At 66.0% G+C, this 23,376-nt stretch carries 15 protein-coding genes; 4 read left to right on the forward strand and 11 right to left on the reverse strand.

Annotation, left to right across the window (positions count from 1 at the left end):
- Positions 1-34: 34 nt before the first annotated feature.
- On the reverse strand, positions 35-2,293 hold the full coding sequence (locus tag AC5JCN_RS01985) for a polysaccharide biosynthesis tyrosine autokinase (RefSeq protein ID WP_495753324.1): 2,259 nt from the start codon (positions 2,291-2,293) through the stop codon (positions 35-37).
- Positions 2,294-3,012: 719 nt separating this feature from the next.
- On the opposite strand from AC5JCN_RS01985, the gene AC5JCN_RS01990 reads away from it, so the two are divergent.
- Complete coding sequence (locus AC5JCN_RS01990; protein WP_495753325.1) at positions 3,013-4,014, forward strand: polysaccharide deacetylase family protein; 1,002 nt, start codon at positions 3,013-3,015, stop codon at positions 4,012-4,014.
- A 12-nt stretch (positions 4,015-4,026) separates the two neighbouring features.
- Here the strand turns inward: AC5JCN_RS01990 and AC5JCN_RS01995 are convergent, their stop codons facing one another.
- Entirely contained in the window at positions 4,027-5,052 is a 1,026-nt protein-coding gene (locus AC5JCN_RS01995; protein WP_495753326.1) for a glycosyltransferase family 2 protein, read from the reverse strand.
- A 137-nt stretch (positions 5,053-5,189) separates the two neighbouring features.
- Positions 5,190-6,539 carry an O-antigen ligase family protein gene (locus AC5JCN_RS02000; protein WP_495753327.1) on the reverse strand — a complete coding sequence of 450 codons (1,350 nt, stop codon included), beginning with the start codon at positions 6,537-6,539 and terminating at the stop codon, positions 5,190-5,192.
- Positions 6,540-6,976: 437 nt separating this feature from the next.
- Here AC5JCN_RS02000 and AC5JCN_RS02005 point away from each other — a divergent pair, with 437 nt between their 5' ends.
- Complete coding sequence (locus AC5JCN_RS02005) at positions 6,977-8,935, forward strand: acyltransferase family protein (RefSeq protein WP_495753328.1); 1,959 nt, start codon at positions 6,977-6,979, stop codon at positions 8,933-8,935.
- Between the two features lie 49 nt (positions 8,936-8,984).
- Here AC5JCN_RS02005 and AC5JCN_RS02010 read toward each other — a convergent pair whose 3' ends face one another.
- The 5 genes from AC5JCN_RS02010 to AC5JCN_RS02030 form a co-directional block, all read right to left on the reverse strand.
- Positions 8,985-9,770, reverse strand: a complete 786-nt coding sequence (locus tag AC5JCN_RS02010; protein ID WP_495753329.1) for a WecB/TagA/CpsF family glycosyltransferase — start codon at positions 9,768-9,770, stop codon at positions 8,985-8,987.
- A 2-nt stretch (positions 9,771-9,772) separates the two neighbouring features.
- Entirely contained in the window at positions 9,773-10,687 is a 915-nt protein-coding gene (locus AC5JCN_RS02015) for a beta-1,6-N-acetylglucosaminyltransferase (protein ID WP_495753330.1), read from the reverse strand.
- A 94-nt stretch (positions 10,688-10,781) separates the two neighbouring features.
- Entirely contained in the window at positions 10,782-12,011 is a 1,230-nt protein-coding gene (locus AC5JCN_RS02020) for a glycosyltransferase (RefSeq protein ID WP_495753331.1), read from the reverse strand.
- 227 nt (positions 12,012-12,238) lie between these two features.
- On the reverse strand, positions 12,239-13,582 hold the full coding sequence (locus tag AC5JCN_RS02025; RefSeq protein ID WP_495753332.1) for an oligosaccharide flippase family protein: 1,344 nt from the start codon (positions 13,580-13,582) through the stop codon (positions 12,239-12,241).
- A 170-nt stretch (positions 13,583-13,752) separates the two neighbouring features.
- Positions 13,753-16,527, reverse strand: a complete 2,775-nt coding sequence (locus AC5JCN_RS02030; RefSeq protein ID WP_495753333.1) for a glycoside hydrolase family 9 protein — start codon at positions 16,525-16,527, stop codon at positions 13,753-13,755.
- Between the two features lie 336 nt (positions 16,528-16,863).
- Between AC5JCN_RS02030 and AC5JCN_RS02035 the strand changes: the two genes are divergently transcribed.
- Entirely contained in the window at positions 16,864-17,961 is a 1,098-nt protein-coding gene (locus AC5JCN_RS02035; protein ID WP_495753334.1) for a Gfo/Idh/MocA family protein, read from the forward strand.
- Positions 17,958-18,950, forward strand: coding sequence for an NAD-dependent epimerase/dehydratase family protein (locus AC5JCN_RS02040; protein WP_495753335.1), 993 nt, complete (start codon positions 17,958-17,960; stop codon positions 18,948-18,950). Before AC5JCN_RS02035 ends, AC5JCN_RS02040 begins: the two co-directional genes overlap by 4 nt.
- A 17-nt stretch (positions 18,951-18,967) precedes the next feature.
- Here the strand turns inward: AC5JCN_RS02040 and AC5JCN_RS02045 are convergent, their stop codons facing one another.
- From AC5JCN_RS02045 to AC5JCN_RS02055, 3 genes are all read right to left on the reverse strand, one after another.
- Positions 18,968-20,254 (reverse strand): glycosyltransferase family 4 protein, encoded by a 1,287-nt coding sequence (locus AC5JCN_RS02045; RefSeq protein ID WP_495753336.1) that lies wholly within the window; start codon positions 20,252-20,254, stop codon positions 18,968-18,970.
- 136 nt (positions 20,255-20,390) lie between these two features.
- Entirely contained in the window at positions 20,391-21,875 is a 1,485-nt protein-coding gene (locus AC5JCN_RS02050; protein WP_495753730.1) for a right-handed parallel beta-helix repeat-containing protein, read from the reverse strand.
- Entirely contained in the window at positions 21,875-23,089 is a 1,215-nt protein-coding gene (locus AC5JCN_RS02055) for a glycosyltransferase family 2 protein (protein WP_495753337.1), read from the reverse strand. The genes AC5JCN_RS02050 and AC5JCN_RS02055 overlap by 1 nt, the downstream gene beginning before the upstream one ends.
- Positions 23,090-23,376: the final 287 nt, after the last annotated feature.

A 23,376-nucleotide genomic window follows, 5' to 3' on the forward strand; every position in this document is an offset into this window, starting at 1 on the left:
GTTTGCCGGCCCGCTTCCCCGTCTCACGCATGGCTCAGCGCTTGGTTCCGTAATAGTCAGGATAGCGGTTCGCGTAGGCTTTGCTGTTGTACTGCTCGTAGTGGTGGACGCGACGCATGTCCGTCTTGTTGAGGACGATGCCGAGGATGCTTTCCTTCCACGTCCAGAGAAGCTGAAGCGCCTCCTTCACGACGAAGCGCGAGGTCTTGTTCCACTCGACGACGAGAATGACCTTGTCGACGAGGGGAAGCAGGGCGCGTGCGTCGACCACGGGGATCAGCGGGGAAACGTCGATCACGACGAGGTCGAACTGGGCGCGGCAGTCCGCGATCAGCTTGTTCATCGCATCCGAGGCCAGCATTTCCGCGGTGAAGGCACCCTGGCTGTTCCTGACGCAGGGCAGGAAAGCCATCGACGTGACCACGTCCGGGATCAGCGCCGACTTGAGGCTGGCCTCCTCGGCCAGGACCTGGGCGAGACCCACTTCGCTGTGCGGCGCCACGAGCCCCGTCACGGTCGGCCTGCGCATGTCGGCGTCGATGAGCACCGTCTTCAGGCCGCTCTTGGCAGAGTAGCGGGCGAGACTGAGCGCCGTGGTGCTCTTGCCTTCTGCCGGCAGGGCGGACGCGATCGCCACCACCCGGGCGTCTCCCGAACCGCCGGCGAAATGGATCGCCATGCGGATCGACCGGATGGCCTCCGCGTAGTTCGACAGGGGGTGGTCCACCGCGTAGCTCGCGATGTCGCGCTGCTTTTTGCCGCGGAGGAGGGGCACCAGGGCGAGGAAGGGCACGTTGAACGCGTCCTCGACCTGCTTGCGGGTGCGCAGTCCGGTGTGCAGGTGCTCCAGCGCGAAGGCGGTGCCGAGGCCCAGGAAAGCGCCGCCGAAGAGGCTCAGGAACATGATGAGCACCGGCTGGGGCTGGCTCGGATCCTGCGGCACGGTGGCGGTCGCCAGCATCCGCGCGTCAGGCGAGGGCAGCGCCTCGTTGCCGCTCATCTCCTTGTAGCGGTTCAGGAACTTCTCGTAGATCGTGCGGCTGGAGCTTGCTTCGCGCTCCAGTTCGCGCAGCCGGACGAGCGCCTGGTTCTGCTCCACGTTGCGGGCCTGCAGCTCGTTGAAGCTCTTGTTCAGGCTCGCCACGCGGGCGACTGCGACCTCGTAGTCGTTCTTGTAGCTCTCGCCGATCCGCTGGACCTCGTCCTCGATCAGCTTCTTGACGTTCTGCAGCTGCAGCTGCGCGCTCTGCACGAGCGGGTGGGCCGAGCCGTATTTGTTCGAGAGATCGGTGATGTTCCGGACGACGTCGCTGTACTGCGTCTTCAGCCGGGTGACGGCCTCGGAGTTCGTCACCTCGGGCAACGCCCCAGGGTCGGTGCCGGCGAGGTCGATGGCCCGGACCTGCTCCATCTTGGCGCTGGTCTCGGCGGCGCGCGCGCGCGCCAGAGTGAGCTGGGTGTCGAGTTCCTGCAGCTGCTGGTCGCCGATCAGCCGGCCGTTCGCCTGGGTCAGGTTCTTCGAGGCGCGGTAGTCCTCGACCTCGCGCTCGGCGGATTCGACCCGCTGCTTCATCTCCTCCAGCCGCGAGCTCAGCCATGCCGCGGCGCGCCGGGTCTGGTCGTACTGGACTTCGAGCTGGTCGGTGAGGAACGCCTCCGCGACACCGTTCACGACCTCGGCGGCGAGAACGCGGTCGGGCGAAGAGTAGGCGATGGTGATGACGTAGGTCCGCGCCGAGCGGGCGACCTTCAGATTGCCCTGCAGGGTCGCCGCAGCCACGAGACGCAGCGACTCCGGCGAACGGTCGACGGTGGACCGCGGCAGGATCTTGTACTTCATCACGCCCCAGCTGGCCGGCAGCCAGTCGGAAATCACGTCGAGTGCGTTGTTGGCATAGTTACCGAAACGTCCGGCCGACGACCCGTTGAACAGCGGATTGTCGTAGAGCTTGAGCTTCTCCACGACCCGGTTGGCGATCGTCTCCGACTGGATGATCTCGACCTGGCTTTCGACGAGGTTGTCCGTCGCCTGCAGGGGCGCCTGGACGTCCGAGGTCAGGTTGATGCGGTTGGCGCCGACCAGGACAGATGTGGAGGCGGTGTAGATGCGCGTCGCTACGAGCGAGTAGACGGCGCCCAGAGCCGTCAGGGCAAACGTGAAGAGTAGGATCAGTCCAGCGCGGCGGCGCAGGATCCGCAGCATCTCGCGGAGCCAGACTTCAGAAACCTCGGCGAGGCTCGTGCTCTCATGGTAGGTCGGAGCATCCAGGTTCCGATTTCTGGGATATTCCAACATAACGTTCTGATGCTCCAAGCCGGGACCGCCAACACCCGTAAACGGGCAATCCGTTCCAAATTGAACTGTGTGGTCTTGACCTTACGCCAGTTCAGGTGCACGTCGCCTTAAACACTGTCCAAACCTGCGTCCGAAATCGGTACGCAATCCGATCAATCCGTTAGTGCAGCCCACTGTGTGCACGCCGCATGCCAAGACTACCCCGCGAAGCGGGCCGGACGCGCCCGCACATGGACGCTCCCTCCCCGATACGCGCTCTCACCCTGCATCGTTTCATGCCTCTAGCATCGGTTGGTGACCGGTGACAGTACCCAGCCGGTCAAATTTTAAATCGTAGGCGCCACACTCAGATACAAGCGGGCCGGGGCAGAAACGGGGCCAGCGTCGCAGGCGGGCTATTAATGGCTTCATATCGTGACGTTAGCTTGCTCGGCCGACGCGCTTTAACCGGTCTCGTAGGCCGCTGTTGCATTTCAATCATTATGATAAGTAATTGTGCGAGCTTCCGGAGCAGGCATACTGCGTTCATGTCATTGCTGCGGCGGGACGCCGCGTCGGGAGGACGGCACAGGCCTCGCCGGCCTGTCATGGGACCTTTGCAGGTCGGGTCACCTTCGACGTGGCGAATCTGCCAAAGTGGAATTCGGGGACCCGGTCCCCGGCCAGTTCCTTGTGGTCGCTGACGCGGCTGCGTGTGACTTCGAACCGAGGCGGTGATGAAAGACAGGGTCAAGCGGATCGTAGCTTCCGCGCTGTCCAGCGAGATCGCAGCGCCGCTGCTCGGCGGATTTTTCGCACGCCGCCTCAACATGGTTTTCTACCACGGTGTCTGGCCCGCCGGCAGCGAGGCGCTCCGCCTGTTCGGTGGCATAGACGTCGAGAAGTTTCGCAGCGACCTCGAACTGCTGTCCCGCCGGTTCCGCTTCGTCACCTTCGAGAAGGCGATGCGCCTGAACAGCAGCGGCGAGCGGCTGGACAAGCCTGCCATTTGCCTCACCTTCGACGATTGCCTGACCGTCGAACACTGCCGCGACATCCTCGATGAGTTCGGCATTCGGGCCGCGATGTTCGTGACCGAAGCCTGCGTGGACAACGCCCACCTCATGTGGGTCCACAAGCTCACTGCCATTCTGGCGGAGAAGGGCGAGCAGGCATTCGTCCGGGTCTACAACGAAACGGTTTCGAGGCGCGGTGCCGGTCCTTCGATCTCGGGGATGTGTGACTTCCCGTTCTGCGCGGTTCCGTGGCGGCCGGCGGAGAAGGACGGGCTCGTGGACGATATGTGGGAGCGGGCCGGAATGCCGCCCCTGGCCTCGTTCCTGGCGCGCCATCGTCCCTATATGACCCATGACGACCTGAAGGACTGGATCGAGCAAGGCCATACGGTCGGCCTGCACACGCTGACTCATCCGTTCTGCAGCGAGCTCACCGAAGACGACCTCGACGCGGAGTTCGTCCAGCCGGCGCGGCGGTTGCGCGAGACGCTCGGGCTGGGTGAATTGCCCTTCGCCTATCCTTTCGGCCGCCGGCTTCCAGCCCATCTCGAACACGAGGCGATGAGCCGTGCCGGGCTGGCATGCATGCTGGGCACTGCCGGGATCTCGCGCCTCGGCACGAACCCCATCGCCATCAACAGGGCCCACACCGAGTTCGACCTGCCCCGCCACCTGTATTTCGAGACCATCAAGGATGCGGTCCGCGGACGCAGCCCGAACTGAGCGATCCGCCCGTCACTTGTACTCGATCAGCGGCGCGGCTCGTCCGGACACCCGCTGTCGCAGAAACTTGAGCTGTCCCATCAGTTCGGCGAACTTTCCGACGACCAGGAAGACGCTGCGTGCCCAGTTCATCCGCGGCGACCTGTCGCCGCGCAGGGCAAGCCGTACGATCTGAAGCGGGTATGCCAACAGCAGCGCGAAGCCCCAAGGGCCGATCAGTCCTGCAAGAACCAGGGTCGCGAGGGGGAGCGCGAAGGCCCACGCCCAGATGCTCCTGCTCTCCCGCTTGCCGTGGTTTTCGGGCGGTGCGCCATGCAGGTGGACAGCCTGGGCGTAGGCGAAGCCGCCGCGCACCATCCGCTTCCACCATTGGCCGAAGCGGGTCATCGCGGCGTCGTGAAGCCCCATGTCGCGATCGATGCGCCAGATTGTCCAGCCGGCCTCGCGCAAACGCACGCAGAGCTCCGGCTCCTCACCCGCGATGAGGTCGTCGCGGAAGCCGCCCACCGCCTCGAAGGCCGAAAGGCGGAACATCGCGATGCCGCCGCACGCCTTGGCCTCTCCCACGGGCGTGTCCCATTCGATATCGCAGAGGGCGTTGTAGACCGACCGCTCGGGATGTCGCTCGTGAAGGCGGCCACACACGGCTGCGGCTCGCGGCGTTTCGCTCAGGAACCGGGCTGCCGCTTCGATCCAGCCCGGGATGAGCTCGCAGTCGCCGTCGACAAACTGGACGAAGTCGAATGAACCGCCCTCTTCCAGCAGGGTCCGCACGCCCTCGTTGCGGGCCCGCGCGGCGGTGAAGCGGGTGGACATGTCGAGTTCCGCGACCCGCACGCCCATGGACCGCGCCTTCTCGACGGACCCGTCACTCGATCCGGAGTCAACGTAAACGAGCGATCCCGAGCCACCCATCGCCGATTTCAGGCAGGTGACGAGGCGCTCGCCCTCATTGCGTCCGATGACGACGACACCCACCCGCGCGGACCGGGAGTCCGGGGCGGAAAGGCCTGGATCCACTCGGGTTTGCGTCGTCATCCGATCCTCGTCGCGCCGGGGCGTGTCGTGCTTGGACGCCGGTTCCCAATCTCCGGCGAGCCGTTTCTATAGTGCAACCGTTGATGCAATCCCAAGGCGCGGTCGCGGGTTCGCCGGACGGGGCGAGCCCGCCCCTATCAGACCTGCTTGCTCGTGACCCGAACCTCGGCGACCTGCTGACGGGCGGGGTCGGTCTGCTTGAGCGCCTCCGCCACGCGGTACGCCTGGGCGAAGACCAGGCCGAAAACGAGCGACAGCATCACCTGTCCCTCGTAACTCAGGAGGATCCATTCGAGGGTGGAATGGCCGTAGACGGCCGCGAGCGATACGGCAAAGCCCAGGCTCAGCATCCCGCGCGGCGTTCGTCGTGCCCGCCACCCGGCGCTCACTGCAGCCACCAGCGGCCAGGCAAGCAAAACCATATAGGCTGCGATGCCTGGGTATCCCGTTTCCGCCGCCATGAGCCAGAAGACGTTGTGGACGTTCGTCCCAAGGTTGGATTCAACCGCAACGATGCCGCCGCGCACGGCGTAACCCTCGTTTCGGGCCACATAGGAGTAGTTGTTGGCTCCGACGCCCAACGGGTAGTCGTCGAGCATGAGGCTCGCCGACATGTTGAGGGCGGCGCGTTCGTCATAGACGCTTTCGTCGTTGACGTTCTCGCCCGCCTCGATGCGCTTCTGCCAGGACGAGACTGCGAGAGGTACCAGGACGAGCAGAGCGAGCACACCCGCGCCCGCCGCCATCATCTTGCGGGGCGTGACGCGGTCCGTGAAAGACAGCAGCAGGGTCGCGATGAAGCCGAGGCCCGTGAAGGCGCTCGCGCCGCGTGAGGCTGTGAGAACCGCGATGAGCGCGCCTGCGATCGGCGCAAGCACGGTCATCACTCCCGTCTCGCCCGCCAGGAGCAGAGCGAACTGCGGGTAGGTGACGAAGTGCGAGAACAGTCCCAGCGAGTTCTGGTGGATGAACGTCCCGGCCGGTTGGGCGATACCCAGGCCGAAGCGCTGGTAGAAGACCACCCCCGCCTCGAAAAGCAGGCCCAAGGCCATGCCCCGCATGACGTTGAGCAGGACCGAGTCGTCCGTGGCGCAGAGCGTGACGGCGTAGCAGATGAAATAGAAGCGCAGGTACTGCACCACCGAGAAACTCGCGGCGATGGGCTCCGGCGCCTGCAGCATCGACGCCGACAATGCGGCGCCGAACAGAAGGAACGGGAAGTGCGGGAAGGGGATCTTCTGCCGCCTTTGGTCCGCCAGGAGCAGCGCCAGGATGACGATGTCGACGATTGAGATCTCGATACCGTACGTATGGCCCGTCCATTCCTCCCAGCCGAGCAGTGACAGCCGGATGCGGACAAGGGTCGAGACAAAGGGCAGCGTGCCGACCACGATCCATGCCATCAGCACGAACCGGCGGTCCGATCGCAGCACCATCGCCAGCGGCAGGGCGGCGAGGATGCTCAGGAAGAATATGGCGGTCTTCACTTCGCCGATTCCTTCCGGGCCGATTGCTTCGCGGCCATGTCCGTCACTTCGTCAAGTCCTTCACCTCGTCACATGCCGGGTGATCCCGGTTACGCGATCTGCTGCGGACAGCGTCCATCCAATCCGGCCGGCGCCACGCGAAGTCTCTAGCGTCTGGAGGCTGCCCGGGCCAGTTCGAAGTCGCCGCGCCCTGCGATGCCGCTTCCCCGGAGCCGTGCCCGCAGCGCGGGTCGCAGCTTGTCGAACCTAAGCGCCGACCGTAAACGTCCCGATACCGGATCGTCGCAACGGGTGGTGGTGCGCCGCGAGCCGTTGACGGAGAAAGACCTGCTGCAAGCCATTCGCATTGTGCTCCTGACCGCGGCGATTGCAGGCGACGGAGTGCGCCCGCTGCGCCGGGGTGCGCTTACGCTCGTTCGCTGTGGGTTCCTCGGACGATGACGGAGAAAAGTCTCTCCTACCGGCCCGAGATCGACGGCCTGCGCGGCATCGCGGTGGCTGCCGTGATCCTCTTTCATGCCGCAGTGCCCGGCTTTTCCGGCGGCTTCGTCGGGGTCGACGTCTTTTTCGTGATTTCGGGCTACCTCATCGGCCGCATACTCTTGAGCGGCGAGGAGGGACGGCTCGCGGGTCTCGCGACGTTTTACAAGCGCAGGGCGCTGCGCATCCTTCCCGCGCTCGCCCTCGTGCTGGTGGCCACTCTCGTAGCCGGGAGTGTGCTGCTCACCCCCACCTCGCTGCGCTCGCTTGCCGCCAGCGCCTTCGCGGCGAGCCTGTTTTATTCCAACGTCCATTTCTGGCGGGACATCTCGTATTTCGCTCCGCAGGCCGACCTCGTTCCTCTCCTCCACACGTGGTCGCTCTCGGTGGAGGAACAGCTCTACATCGTCTTTCCCCTGCTGCTGATCGCCATCAGGCGCTCCTTTGCGGCAACCGTTCTCGCGGCCCTGGCCGCGGTCTCGCTGGTGGCGGCCATCGTCGCAGTGCAGCTCGCTCCGCAGGCGGCGTTCTTCCTCCTGCCGTTCCGTGATTGGGAGTTCCTCGCCGGGGCGATCCTGGCCGCGGCGCCTTCCCTGGCCCAACGCCTCGAAGGGCGCAGCTGGGCCGGCGGCGCCGGTTTGGCGCTCATCCTGGCGAGCGTCGTCGGATACAGCGCCGACCTGCCGTTTCCCGGTGCGCTCGCCATACCGCCGGTGCTGGGCGCCGTCCTCATCATCGCCGCGGGCGGGCGATCGATCTCGGGGAGGCTTCTCGCGGTTGCGCCCGTGCTGTTCACGGGCAGGATCTCCTACTCGCTCTATCTCTGGCACCTGCCTGTCCTCGTCTTCCTCAGGCACCTGCGCCAGGAGCCGCTGACGGCTCCATGGCTGCTTGCCGGCATCGCCGCCTCGTACGGGCTCGCAGTGATGTCATGGCGCTATGTCGAGCAGCCGTTTCGAGGACGACGCTTCCGCGCCGTTCCGGCCTTCCGCGTTCTCGCGGCATCGGCGCTCACGCTGCTCGTTCTCGCCTCGGCCTCGCGTCTGCTCTGGCGCTCCGACCGGACCCTCCAGGCCCTTTACGGGACCGGTGATGCGAGCCCGCTGCTGCTGGACCGGGAACTCCAGGCCTGGTTCGTTGCCCACTGCCTCTCCGACGACGGCCCGCGAGACGTGCCTGCATGCCGACTGGGGGAGGCCGGGCGCCCTGCCGATTTCGTCCTCTGGGGTGACTCGCACGCCGAAGCGCTGGCGCCGGCGTTCGACGGCGCCGCCCGCGAAAAGGGCCGTTCCGGACTGCAACTGGGAGCCTGGAACTGCCCGCCGGTGCCCGATCTTGCGACGGACCGCAATCCAGCGTGCATCGCCGTCAACAAGGCGGCACTCGCGACGATCCTGTCCCACCCCGACGTGAAGGACGTGTTCCTGGGATCGTACTGGACCGGCAACCTCACCGGGAAGCGCATCGGCGGCGAAGCCTATTCCAGGCTCGGCCGAGCGGACCTCATGTCGGCCGGCACAGGCGGGGAGGGCAGTAACGAGGCCGCGTTGTCGCGTGGGCTCTCGTCACTGACGGAACAGCTTTCCTCCGCTGGCAAGCGCGTCTGGCTCGTGGGGCCCGTGGCGGAACAGCGCTTCCAGGTGCCTCAGGCCGTGCTGCTGGAACGCCGAGGGCTTGCCAGCTTCGCGCCGCGTGCCGTTGGCGATCCGTGGTGGAGCAGGGAGGCAGGCGCACAGACTTTCCTCGCCACTCTTGCTGCGAAGACGGGAGCGCGCGCGATCGACCTCGCGCCGGCCCTCTGTAACGGCGGCGCGTGCATCTATGAGCGGGATGGCCGTGCCATCTATCGCGACGAGGCGCACCTCACGCGCGAGGGCACGTCCCTGCTGATCCCGATGTTCGCCGAAGCCCTTTGATCCGCAGCTGCCGCACCGTGAAGGTGCCGGTGAGGCTGCACGAGGCCGGTCAGCCTCGCCGCCCGGCAGGTCCGCGGCCGGCTTTCTGCAGCATCACGCGGTTGAGGAAGAGCACATTGCCGACGACGTAGCGCCGCCATAGCCGTCGCGGCTCCTGCGCGAGTCGATAGACCCACTCGGTGCGCGTTCTGCGGACCCATTCGGGCGCGCGTTTCACCTCGCCGGTGAGAAAGTCGAGAAGCGCGCCGACCCCGATCCCGCAGGGGGCCACGGCGGGGACATGGTCCGCGATCCACAGCTCCTGGAGCGGATTGCCGAGAGCGACGATCACGATGTCCGGCCGTGCCTCGGCGATCCGGGCCGGCAGGGATGCGCGCTCATCCTCCGGCAGGTAGCCGTGGGTTGCGCCGACCACCGCGTGGCGGGGCCAGCGTTCGGCCACGAGCTGCGCGGCACGGGCGCTGACGTCCGGCCGGCCGCCGTAGAGATAGACCCGAAGCCCCCCGGCACGGTCGAGCAGATAGGGCACGAAGTCGGTGCCGTTGAGGTTCTCGGCGAAGGTCTCGCCCCGCAGGATGCGGCTGGCGAGGTCGACGCCGATACCGTCATTGAGCACCAGGAACCCGGAGAGGGCTTGCCTCACCGCCGGTGCCGTCCAGGCGATATTCGCGAGGTTGGCGTTGAGGAACGCGAGCCTGAGCGTCGAGCGGTTGGCCACTGCCGCGAGGACGCGGGCGACGGCCTCGTCCCGCGTCGCCCCGGTCACGGTGACGCCGAGGATGCTCACTGTCGTGGGTGAGGTGGCGGCATCTGCCGGTGTCGTTGAGCCCTGCACGGTCAGCCCACGATGTTGTCGGCGCTGCGCGTTGCCGGCTGGACCGCCGGGGTGCCGGGCTTCGCGTGGCCGAGCAACTCGCGGTCGATCGTGTCGAGCAGCGCCGGGTCGGCCGACGGGTCGAACTTGCGAGCAAACGGCTTGCCGCTCGCCCTGATGGCCGGAAGGTCTTCCATGCCCAGCGTGGCGGGAAAGATCGGGGGTCTGTCCCAGATGGCAAAGGTGAGGTTGTCGCCGGTGACCGCCCCGGCGAACGCCGAGTTCGAGATCAGGGTCTGCATGAAGCTCTCGTCCGGAATGAAAGTGCGCCGGAAGAAGGCTTCGAACCGAGGGTTGTCGATCGTGAAGGCGACGGCGTAAACCAGGAAGGCCCGGGTCAGGCACCACCATTGCGAGCCGCCGAAGGGGCGGAGGCCCAACGGGATCGTCCGCGTGCCCGGCAGCTTCCACACCTGTGAGCGGAAGCGGATGCTGCGGCTCCGCACGCGAGCGGAGGCCTGGAAGAGGCCCTCGTCCGTGCTCCATCGGTTGGGTGCGTCGAGATCGAAGGACTCGATGTACTCCCGGCCCGGGGTCTTCCCGAGCAGCGCACGCAGTTCACCACGAGCCATCACCGGATAGTCGGAACCCGACAGCAGCGCCGCGTAGTCGAACGCGACCTGCGAGCCGACGAGTGTGCGTACCAGCTCCAGCGTGGCGTCCATGATGCCGCCGTCGCCCCAATAGCAGCGGATACGGCGGACGAAGATCACGTCGCTACGAATGGCGGCGACGGCAGAACGGGCGTGCTCGAATTCCTCCTGGCTCGCCCTTCCGTCAAAGTGGATCAGCACCGGCGAGCTCTCGCCAAGGCGCGACACCAGCCGCGCCAACTGGTCGGGCCGGTTATGGGCGAGGATGAGGTAGGCAACAATCATGCGCCGGTCGCCCCGGGAGGACAGGAGTAACGGCAGGGATAGGCGCCCCCCGCTTCAACGCTGCGTCTCGTTCCCACGGCTATCACGCAATCCGTCAATGGACTGGTGCGGTGATGAGCACGGGGTTCGACAACTCCCTGAGACGGGCAATCCGGTCCGTGTACTCCCGGCTGCTGAGCGCATGCCGCGCGAGGACCGCTCGGGAGTGGACGTCGTCGACGAGCCAGTAGCGGACGAGTTCGCCCCACTTCATCGGGATCTGCAGGTCGCGCCAGGCGGCCAGGGAGTTGGTGGAGATGGCCGAGTAGAGCCCGGGGTCGCTCAGGACGGCTGCCGCCGCGCCGAATAGCGATTGCGGGTCTTCCGCCGTGAAGAACATGGCCGACTCCCGGTCGACCAGGTTGCCTATGAACATCGGATGGTCGGACACGATCAGCGGCGTGCGCGAGGTCAGCGCCTCGTAGATGGTGAGCGGGAATCCCTCGGGATAGACGTGGCGACTGGGGACGATCACCAGATCGCCCGACCGCATCAGGTCCACCACCTTGCTGTGCGGAAACAGGCCCAGGAATTCGACGCGGTCGGCGACACCAAGCCGTTGCGCGAGGGACCGCATCTCGTCGATGTCGCCGTTGCCGGCAATGCTGGCGCGAACGTCGAGGCCGGCGGCAGCAAAATGGGGGAGGGATTTGATGAGGTCGGTTACGCCCTTCGCCTTCGAGACCGAGCCGATATAGATCAGCCGGCGTGCCTGCCCCTCGGGCAACGCCTTTGGCTCGTGGATGCCGGGACTGAGATCATACTCCCAGTCCCACGGCACGATCTTCTCGGGCTTCACTCCGATCGAGGCCAGCGAAAGGCTGGCGTTGACCCCATGATTGGCGATCACGTCGAAGGCGCGGCTGTTCAGCAACGTCGCCAGCACCCAGTTCTTCACGTGCGCCCTCATCGTGCGGGGGGTGAAGGAGTCTGCCAGCAGCGGCAGGCATCTGCGTCCCTTGACGGCAGCCCACATCAGAATGCTGGGGTGCGGCAGCAAAGTGACGATGTGCGTGGGATTGAAGGTGGCGATGAGCCGCAGCGCGCCGCGCCAACTAAAGTCCGCCTGCCCTCCGCCCATCACCCGGACGCCGCTGGGAAGGACCTCGTCATAGGCCGTCGCCGTCTTGCAGCAGAGCATCCCGACCTGCTCGGCCGTCCGCGCCAGGTCGCCAACAAAGTCCTGGACGTAGCGCTGCCCGTGGTAAGTCTCTTCATCCCCTTCATTCAGCCCGATGAAGGTCTTTCGCCAGTCGCCGCTGTACTGAACAAAGAGTAGACGCACAACCCTGTCTCCTGCGGCCCTGCCGCTACCCTGCTCCGACCAGTGGTTTCGGTCCTGCGGCCCCTCGACGAGGCGACAGTATGCTCCGACCGGGATGTGTCCCGGATTGATTGTCGCAGTTTACTTGCGACACCTTAATGATCGGCCACCCGGCCTGGAGGAACTGCACCTCAGGGGAGAAACGCTGGGTTGCCCGGGTGGATCCCAGAAGCGATGCTACAAAGCCTTTAATTAACGAGGAGCGAAATCCCATCAAAGGGCGTACCCCAACCGAATGCGTAGCGTATGGCGCACATCGCAGCGAGGGTTCCAGCAAACGCCAGCGTCGCCACCCCGTCCTGTTTCAACGTGCTCAGGCCGACGCGCCGAAGGGCGTAGGCGACAGGAATGTAACGGGCGATGTCCGAGACCGCGATCATCACCACCGCGCCGAACATGCCCGAAGTGGTGAATGCAAGCGGCAGCCCCACCAGATAGAGCGCGAACTTGGCGGCGTTGCCAACAACCGTGATCTTCGGCTTGCCCAATCCCAGCAACGTGTATTCCGCCGGCGAGGCGAGGAGCGTCGTCCAGATCCCCGTCAGCAGAATGGGCAGCATCCACCCGGCATCCTGGTAGCGGTGGTCGTAGACGACCCGGATGAAAATGTCCGATATGCACACCCCGAAGGCCAGCACGACCGCTGCGAGAAGCGAGACCCGCAGCCGTGTCGACGCTAGTTGCTTCTCAAGCGTGGCGCGGTCGCCGTCGCGTGACGCGGCGATCAGGGGAAAGAGCAGCGTGTTGCCGATGCGGGCCATCAGCGAAACCGGGAGGTCGGCGATCCCGCGCGCGATACCGAACACGCCCAGCGCGGCCAGCGGCGCCACCTGCCCGAGGTAGAGCCGGTCGAAGTTGCTGCAGAGATAGCTGACCAGCGACGCCAGGAAGATCCATTTGCCGAACGACAGGATGTCGCGGACGTAGCGCCGGTCGAGACTGTACCAGACCCGCCCCTTGGGCAGGAAAAACGTCGACACGGTCCGCAACACCACGGTCAGCAGGCCGGCGTAGAGCAGCCCGTATACGGTCGGGAACAGCTTCGCGAAGGTGAGATAGACGACGGACGACAGCACGTCGTGCGCGAGATCGAACAGGTTATAGAACCTGACATTGACGCTGCGCTGGAGCAGGTGCTGGGACGGCGCGTGCATCGCACCGATCACCATCACGGCGGCGCTGAAAAGGATGTAAGTGGGATCGATTTCGTACAGCCGGGCAAGAGGCACGGCCGAAGCGACCATCACGCCGCCGATCAGCACTCCGCGGATCTGCTGAACCGTCCACGCCGTGTTGTAGAAGGCGCGGTCGCCGCCTTCCTTGTGCTGAACGATGTTCTGGGCGATGCCGACATCCGTGACGAGCTCGACGCCCACCCGCAGCGTGGTGAGGATGAGCATGACGCCGAAAATGTCCGGCGAGAGCAGCCGCGCCAGGATGATGTTCGTGCCAAAGCGTAGAACGACCGAGACCGCGTAGGGGCCGGCGATCCAGATCAGGCTGTGGTTGATGTGCCGGGCGGACTGAAGCATTCGAAAGAAGGGTGTCGTCCAACCAGGTGAAGGAACAGTTGCCGTCCGGCGCATTCAACCGGACTGCGCCGTCCTCATCCGCCGGGATGCGCGGCGAGGCGTAGGTTTGCGACCGGGCAGGCCCGGCCGCCGGAAAGGACGGCAGCGACTACGGCCGGTGCGTGGTCGTCCTAACGGACGTGGTCGGCGAGGTAAAGCCACATCGCCAGCGTCGTCGCGGTGGACTGCTGCACCGTATACTCCTGCTGCATGACGAGTTGTGGCTGTTCGATCAGGTACTCGAAGACGGGCATGGTGAAGCGTTCCGGCGACACGCTGCGTTGAGCGGCGTTTTCATCCGTGCCCGACACTGGAAGCGGTGACCAGGGCGGCCCGAAGATCCAGAAGTTGGACGTCTGCCACTGCGGCGCCCAGCCAAAGACCGTGATCCCGGGAGGCGCCGGGACGCCCATTGCGCGATGGTCCTCGTGCAGCGGATGCCGGATGTTGCGCAGGCCGAGGCCCGTGGTGAAGCTCAGCCCCACCTGGTTGGCCCCCAGAAGCTGGCCCGACCCGTTCTCCATGGCCTTCAGGATCGCGGGGTTGGACGCGAGCTGGTGTGCCCTGATCAGCGTCGTGACAGCATTGTAGTCGGGCGGAAGGCCCTGTCCCCAGCCCAGCGGCGCGTAGAAGTGCTTCAGGTTGTCGTAGGCCTGCTGAGCCGAGCCATTGTAGAAGAACGTCGCGGCCTTGAGTATGGCGGCCCGGATCTCCGCCTTGCGCTTCGTGTCGGCGAGAGGTGACGTGCTGCGATAATACTCCCAGGCGCCGTCGGCCGGGTGCCCGTCGAACTCGAACCCCTTGTTCCACATCTGCTCGAAAGCGTCCCGAAAAGCGGCATCTCCCGTGAGCCGGAAGAGGGCGCCTGCGGCGCCCATCCGCTCCCGCTCGGCGGCCTTGGCCAGCGTCTGCTTGAACGCATCCCACCCGCCTTCCTGGAACAGTTTGTTGTCTTCGGCGATCTTGATGGCCTCTGCGTAATAGGCGTCGGGGTCAGCGCGCGCGCCCTCCGCAGCCGTCCAGGCCCGCTTGGCGCTGTCGGCGAACACGGCCGCGAGCTTCGGCGCGAGGGGATCGAGTAATGTCGCGAGCTTCGCCGCCCCTGCGGCGTAGCGGTAGGTGGAGACGTGGTCCGGCGCATAGGCGAAGGCGGGATCACCGGAGAGGTAGCTGGGCTCTCCGGGCAGCGGGTCACCGGAACTCTCGAGTGCGCCGATGACGCTGCCATCGGGCTGCTGCATGCGCCGGAACATGTCGAGGTTCCAGATCGCCTCCTGCAGCAGGTCCGGAAGAGAGTCCGTCCCAGCATAGAGAGCGGGATCGAGGGCCTCGGAGGATTTTGGGATTCCAAGCGAGACGTTTTTCGTCGGACCGAGCGTCTCGTAAAGATCCAGAAGGAGATAGCTGACATCGACGTGGTGGATCCGCCGGTCCCAGTCGCCGGCGTCCATGTAGCCGCCCCAGTAGTCTGGCGGGGTCTTCTCCTTCGTGATCCAAGGCGCTTTTCCGGCGTCTTTAAAACCGATGAAGCCCGTCGTGGATTCCCCGCTGAACGCAAAGGGCAGGCGGCTGCGGAACTGCTCGATGGACTCGCCGGGCCGGAACGGCGCGGGCCTTTTCAGCCCGTAGCGTCCGTCGAGCGCCACGCCGGAGCGTTGGTTGTAGAGGCCAGCGGCTGCTACTTGCGCGGCCTTCGCCCACACGTTCCTCGTGACGGGGAATGGGTCGGATACGCCCAGCCCCGGAATCCTGATCCGGTATTGCCCCTCGGCCGCCGGCTTCCAGGCGCCGAAGTCGATCTGGAATACGTAGGTGCCGGCCCGGTTGGCGCGATTCACCGTGAAGGCCTGCCCGATCTCGCCCTTCAGGGGCGGCATTTCCGTCCCGTCGACATCCGCCAGGGTCACCTCGTCGCCGTCGACGGCGGTGACGGTGTGGAAGCTGTTGACGGGCCAGTACTGTCCCTCGAAGCCCTTGATCCAGATGCGCTGTCCCGGCTTGAAGGCGCCTCCGGACAGGACGAGGCGTACCGGCTTGCCCGGCTTGAACTGCGTGACGGTCACCGGCTTTCCCGATGCGCTCGGGTACTCGATGACGGGGCCTGGAAGGCCGTTGCCCGGCTCGGGATCGGCCGGTCCCTTTCTCAGCACGAGATCGCCCGAGAAGGCCTTCTTGCCCGCCTCGTCGACAATCTCGAACTGCTTCAGCCCGTAGTTCCGGAAGTCGACCGCACCCTCCGCCGGACCTCCGGGAAGCCAGAGTGAAAGGAAGGCGATTTTGGACTCGTCGCCCGGAGCATATCCGTTCTGATTCGCATGGATCGCGATCGCCCTCGTCGACCGGTCGGAGAAGCTGAAGGAGGCCGGTGCCGCAGCGTCGCGCGGGAAGGAGATGGTGTACGCGCCATCCGGCAATTTTCCGTCGAGCTTCAGGTAGACATAGTGCTTGAGGCTGGCGCCTGTGCGGTCCTCGGCATTCGGACCTGGGAAGATGCCGGAATCGTAGGGCACGGACTTGCGGTAGACGTTCGTCACCGTTCGCCCGCCGATCTTGCCGTAGGCGGATGCGTCATCGATGGCGGCGCGGTCCAGATAGGCGGGTGGCGGGCGGTCGGAGATGCGGGCGAACGCTCCTTCAGGGCCGACGATCTTCGCCCACTGGCCGCCCAGATCGACCCAATGGCCGCGGTTCGCCGGCTGCTTCCCGCCCGGCAGTGGGACAATGCCGTTCTGCACGAAGGCGGGATCGCGGATCTCGACGGCGATGATGTCCGGCGCGGCCATCGTCACCTCGTGGACGCTCGGGCGGTCCGATGACGCAGGTTCGGTAGCCTGTGCCACGGACAGGCCCATGAGCAGGCCTCCCGCGGCGAGAGCCGCGACCCAGCGCCAGCTTTGATCACCCATGTCCGACTCCGCTTTCCCTGCCCGCATTCTTCGGATGTAGGCTCTTCGCCAGTCAACTCAATCCCGCGAGCTGTCCTGCCACACGACCGGACTTTAAGGTAAACGGCACGTTTTCGCTTTGCCGCCGGATGCTGGATTCCTGAAAAGATTTGAGAAAGTGTACTTGCCGCCAGAAACGGCAGAGTTGCACGGGTTGAGCGTCTGGAAACGGTGTTGTGCGCTTATCCGCTTTGATGCTATCCGACCTCCTGCGCGGGGAGGTGGCATTGTCGCGAGCGTGTCCGGCTTGATTGGTACGGTTGCGCAAGGTCCGCATTACTCGTCGAAGGGACGCCCATGGATCGCGGAATATCTACGGGCCGGTTGAGGGTGGCCGTACTGGGCTGCGGCGCCATCGCCCACCAACATCTGGCGGTGCTGTCCAGGCTCCCGGGCGTCGAGATCGCCGGCGTGTGCGACACATCCCGGGCGGCGGCGCGGGTTGCTGCAGAGCGCTATGGAGCGGCGGCGGCCTACACCGACAGTGCCGAGATGCTCGCTGTGGCGCGTCCCGATGTCGTCCACGTCCTGACCCCTCCGCAGACCCATTCGAGGCTGGTCGTCGACTGCCTGAAGTCCGGTGCGCATGTGGTCTGCGAGAAGCCCATGACGGGCTCCGCGGCGGAAACGCGTGACCTGCTGGACGCTGCCGACCAGGCAGGCAGGATCCTGATCGAGTCGCGCAATTACCTCTACAACGACCCCATACGGCGGCTGGACGCGATCATCGCGGAGGGGCGCCTCGGCGAGGTGAGGGACGTCGAGGTCCTGATCGCCCTCGATCTGCCGAAGAGCAATTTCGGCGACCTCAACCTCAGCGGCCCCGGTGTCGCCTTGCCGGGCGGCGCGGTCCAGGACCTGCTGCCGCACATGGCCTATTTGTTCCTGCACTACGCCGGCGCCACCCGGGTCGACGACCTGTCCGGCATCCTCACCAACCGCAGCGGGAACGTGCGCGTGGGCTACGATACGTTCGACGCGCTTCTCGAAGCCGGAGACGTCCGTGGCCGCCTGACGGTGTCGTCCGAGATCAAGCCGGACTGCTTCTTCGTCCGCGTCGCGGGAACGAAGGGCAGGGCGGAGGTCGATCTGTTCCAGCCCTATATGCGGGTGCAGGGCGGGGCGAACGTCGGCAAGCGCGCTCCCATCGAGCAGGTGCTTTCGGGGGCCTCCCTCGTTGCGGCGGGCTTCAGGAACTTGCGCGACAAGGTGATGCAGCATTCGCCGTATCACGGGCTCGGCGTGATGCTGGACAAGTTCTACGAGGCCTTGCGACGAGGCGACGCGCCGCCGATAACCCGGCAGGAGATCCTCGACACCGCCCTGCTCGTCGACAGCCTCGTGGCGTTGCGAGAGCCGGTCCGCCCCGGCGTCAAGCTGGTGGCCGTGCCATGAGAGTTCTCGTCACCGGAGCATCCGGCTTTCTCGGCCGCGCCGTCGTCGCGCAGGCCGTCGCGGCTGGCCATGATGTGCTCGCGATGGTGCGTCCCGCCGGCAAGGCCGACCAGGGATCATGGCCGGAGGGCAGGGTCACGCTCGTGAGGTGCGACCTGCGCCAGCGCGGCCCGTGGTGCGACAGCGTGAAGACGGCGGAGGCCGTCATCCACCTCGCGGCCTCGCTCAGCGGCGACCTGCCGACCCAGTTCGCCGGCACCGTGATCGCGACGGAGAACCTGCTGGCCGAACTCGACTTCGCGCGGCTGAAGCGGTTCGTCCATGTCAGCTCGTTCTCCGTCTACGACTACGCGTCGGTGCCGGCCTTCGGCCGGTTGACTGAGGCGACGCCGATCGAGCGCAATCCCAATCGCCGGGGCGAATACACGATCACCAAGATCGTCCAGGAGCGGCTGGTGCGCGAGACATGCGCCGAGAAGGACGCAGAGGTCGTCGTGGTCAGGCCGGGTGCGGTGTACGGGCCGACCAAGGACTGGCTGTTCGGAGCCGGCCTTTCGCTCGGCCGCCTCAACCTGATCTTCTCGTCCGGAGCGCGCTTTCCGGTCACCTACGTGGACAACTGCGCCAACGCTCTCGTGAAGGCAGTCACCGCGCCGGCGGCGGCCGGCGAAGTGATCAACGTGATCGACGACGAGCTTCCCACCTACGGGCAGTTCTTCCGTGCCAGCCGGCGTGCCGGCGCCAAGGTCGGCCCGGGCCTCCCGGTGCCATGGTTCGTGCTGGGCGGCGGCGGAAAGGTGATCGACCTCGTCAATCGGTACGCCCTTGGCGGGCGTGCAAAGCTGCCCGAGATCATGTCCTACCCGCGCCAGCAGGCGCGCTGGAGGCCGTTGCGCTTCTCAAACGCCAAGGCGAAGGAATTGCTCGGCTGGACGCCTGCCGTGTCTTTCCGGGACGCGATCGAGAAGACCGTGGCAGGCGCGGCGTGACCTGACTGGCGCGCCTATCAGCGCGGCGCGGCGGGCGAAATGCAGGCGGCGAACTCTTCGCGCAGCTTCGCCACGCAAGCCTCGAGCACGTGGCGTTCCTCCACGGCCTCACGCGCCTTCGCTGTGATCCGGCGCCGCAGCGCCTCGTCGCTGACCGCCGCCTGAAGGGCGTCGGCGAGTTCCGGCACGTTGCTCGACGGAACCGTGAGCGCCGTCACACCGTCGACCGCCAGTTCCGGAATTCCGGCGATATAGGTCGTGACCACCGGCGCCCCGACCGCCATGGCCTCCATGATCGAGATCGGCAGTCCCTCCGCGAACGAGGGAAGGCAGAACACGTCCGTCTCCGCGAGTTTCCGGGAGACCTCGACAGGGGGCATTTCGCCGTGCAGCGTCACCCTGTCGGAAATCCCGAGCCGGTCGCACTCGCGCCGGATCACCGGTTCGAAAGGGCCGCCCCCGACCACATCGACGCCGATCGGCACGCCGCGTGATGCGAGCAGGGCCACGGCGCGCAGGAGGATGAGGTGTCCCTTCTCGGGCGCCAGCCGGCCCACGATCAGCACCCTGGGATCATCCCGCGCAGGGAACTCGGGCCGGGAGGGAAAATCGGCGAGCCGGATGCCGCAGCGCAGGACCTTGCACCGGTCCCAGTCGTCGCTGTGGGCGACCCGGCACAGCTGAGCCTTGGTGAAGTCGCTGATGCAGGCGACGAAGGCGGCAGAGGATGCTTTCAGGTCGAGGCGCGCGTTCAGCTCATCGACGAAGTCGTAGGGGCCGTGAAGGGTGAAACTCCACGTCCAGCGCTCGCCCGGCGTGAAGTTCCCGACCTCCGCCGACAACCAGGCGATGGTGGAGGAAGACTGTCCGTCATGGGCGTGCAGGTGCCGGACGCCCGCCCCACGGCAGTGCTCGACGGCCAGCGTGGCGTAGCACAGATGGGCAAGGCGCCTTGCGATGAGCGTCGGGTAGAGGCGGGCGGACGCGATGACCTTCCCCGCGAGCCTCAGCAGCTTCACGGGATGGCGCAGCGCGACCCGCGTCACCGCCGTGGCCAGCGCGGCCGGCTTCTTCAGGTAAAGCGTGCGGGCTGAAATTTGCCGGGCCCACTCCGTTGCGAGATCGTTGGTCCCCGGCTTGTTCATGGCGACCGGGAACACCATGGTCCCGGTGCGCTCCAGTTCCTGCACCTCGGTGGCGATGAAGGTCTGCGACAGCCTGGGGAAATGGGTGGTCACGTAGGCGACGCGAAGAGCGTCCGTCCGGGTCCGCCGGTCGGTCCCGATGCTCGGCTCTGGCGTCAAAGGTGAGTCTCCCCTGTGTGCGGGCGGGATCGGTCCCGGCCGGGACTGGATGCTTTCAGGAAACGATGAATTTAAGGTGGGCAGATGCCCCTGAGTGCGACGGCCGGCGCTGCCCGGCGCGAGCCGGGACGCGATGTCAGGGCGCGCGGCCCTTTGCCGCGTCAGCGCGCCCGATCCCGGCCGCCCACTCCAGTGCTTTCGCTGACGCGCCATACTTGCCGCGCGGCGAGCGCAGGCGGTAGTCGAACCGGTCGGGATCGGCGAAGCGCGGCACCGCCACGAGAGCGTCGCGTCCTTCCATCGCGTAGGTCTGCTCGGCGGGCCATCCATTGCTGATGGGATAGCTTACCCGTTCGGTCTGGTTGAGCAGGTTGTCGCGGATGTCCACGCGCTTTTCGCGCAGCGCCTCGGCAAGCTTGCCGGGGCCATCGGCAAAGCGGGCGCTGTAGCCGATCTGGAAGCCATTGTTGCGCGAGACGACGTTGCGGCGGACGACCACGTCCGAGACGGAACCGGAGTAGAAATAGATCCCACCGGTGATCCAGTAATAGGCCCGGCCCATGTCCGTCTCGCCGTAACCGTTGCCGTCGATCGTATTCCTCTCGATGCGGATCCGGCTTCTCGGCCCGTCCACGCCCCAGCGCGAGAACAGGATGGCCGTGCCCTTGTTGTTCACGAGAATGTTGTCGCGGATGACGATGTCGTCCATCCGCGATCCGTTCTCCACGGAAAGTGCGACAGCCGCGCCGCGGCAGTCGTGCACGAGGTTCTCGGAGACGACGACGTTCTCGACCGCGCCGAACCACGAGTCGAGATAGATCCCCTGCCGGGCCATGTGGTGGACGTGGTTGCGGAAAACGACGCCGTCGCGGCTCGTCTCCTTCACGTCGATCCCCTCCTTGCCGCCATCGCTGACGACGTTGTGGGAGACCTCGAAGCCGATGGCCCCGGCGATGCTGATCCCCTCCTGCGGGGTCCCGATGTCGTCCTTCTCCCGGCCGGCGGGTGCCATCTCCCAGATGTTTGGCCGGATAACCGTGTTGCCGGTCACCACGATGTGGCGCGTCGTCAGTCCCTTGTGCTCGGTGTCCCAGGCCGCGATCCCGGACGAGAACGTGGACTCGATGGTGTTGTTACGGATCACGACATGGGAGCTGTCCCGGATCGTGATGCCGGCGTCATGCGACTTCACCAGCCGCAACCGCTCGATCCGGATGTGCGCCGTGCGCTCGATCTGGATGGCGCCGTTGTAGCGCTGTTCCGGACCGGGCGGCGAAAGGTCGCTCGTCACGACATCAGAGGCGTCCAGCTCGGCGGTTTCGCCCGGATAGCTCGCCAATCTAATGGGGCGTCCCGGCGTGCCGGCGTGGGGAAAGCGAACCTGCCGGGCGAGCCTGTAGGTTCCCCGGCGCAGCAGAAGGGTATCGCCGGCCCGCAGGCGCTCGGTTGCGACTTCGACACTGCGCCACGGCCGCTGCAGCGAACCGGGCCCGTTGTCGTCGCCGTCTGGAGAGACATGGAAAGTCCGGCCCGCTCCGGCGGCGCGCGCTGCGCCCGTCAGCAGGAGGGTCGCGGGAAGCAGCAGCGAAAGGGCCTGACGCCTCGACGGAGTGAACCGCATCACGTCGGCGGCTTCGTTCTGTCGGTGCGTACCCAGCCCGCTGTTCCCTTGCTCGCGAGAATATGGCCGGCGAAGGGTACCGCCTTTGCGGAATAGCGGGCGAAGGCCCCGGCCGCCTTGCCGAGCGGCAGGATGTCGCGCCCGACATCGATCCAGTACAGGAAGAGCGCCACGAGGAGGGCGAGGAGCAATGCGCTCCCGGCCAACGCCGGGGCTGCGCTCCAGGTCAACAGTGCAAATACGGCGCACACCGCGAAGACGGCGAGGGTGGCGCCCGTCAGCATGACGATGGGCGGCACGGCGACGTCGAGCGCCATCGTGATCAGCCGCGGATCGCGTTTGCGCAGGCCGGCGAGAAGAAGGCCAGGGACCTGCTTGCGGATGGCGTTGAGATGGCCGCGCTGCCAGCGTTCGCGCTGGGTGTCGGCGCCCGAGTTCGTGGCGGCGAACTCGCTCGTCACCGATGCGGCGGGGCAGAACAGGGGCGGGTGACCGTCACGGGCCAGCTCGATCCCGAGCTCGAGATCCTCGGCCAAACGGGCCGTGGCGAGGTCGGCGGTCCTGATGACGTTCCAGGGAAACGCCATGCCGGTGCCCATTAATTGGCAAGGCTGCCCCATGGCCAGCATGCCGAGCGGACGTGTCTTGTTCCGCAGCCGCCATGCGAACTGCGACACACGGCCTTCCCCCGGACGGTCCTGGGGTGGATCCATGAGATAGAGCGCCTGCGTGGGGCGTCCCGTCCGCAGGCATGCGCCAACGAGTTGCGCGACGGCGTCCGGCCCGATGCGACAATCGGCGTCGCACATGACGAGAATGTCGGGCGGAGAAGCGGCAAGGTGGCGCATGCCGAAATCGAGGGCGAAACCCTTGCCCCGCTTGGCAGGATCGTGCCGCACGATGACCTCGGCGCCGGCCTTGGCGGCCTGCTCTGCCGTATCGTCGCTACAATTGTCGGCGACGACGAGGATCCTGTCTTGCGGCCCGAGTTGCGGGCGCAGGTCCCCGATCGTGGGGAGCAGCCCGGCGCCTTCGTTATGGGCCGGGATGAGGACTGCGACGCTGGCACCGGAGTTGGCCCGCTCCTTGCCGGTCAGTTCACCTGAAACGCCTCGGCCAAGAAGCAGGGCGGCCGCGGCCTGAACGAGAAGGACGAGCACGGGCACGGCAACGACCAGCACAAGCAGGATGAGCAGCAGGTTGAGGACGGCCATGAACGGTGCCTTGGAGACTTTCCGGAACGCAGAAGACGGTACGGGGAAACGGTGAAGGGAACGTGGGTGGAGTACGCAATCATCGACAGTGGTTTGCGTCGGTCATATGATGAAACCACTGGAGGGCCAAGCCGTCCGCGTCGCAGTCGTTGGCAGGCAATCAAGGCCGCATCGGAGACGATTGCGATCAAGCCTGTGTGTTGTGCCGTTTTTTCCCGGTCTGTCTCAGTCAGTACCAAGAATTTGTTGTGTCGAGCGGAAGCTCGACCCTTGACGCAACCCTTAGT

It is taken from the genome of Alsobacter sp., from assembly GCF_059501845.1.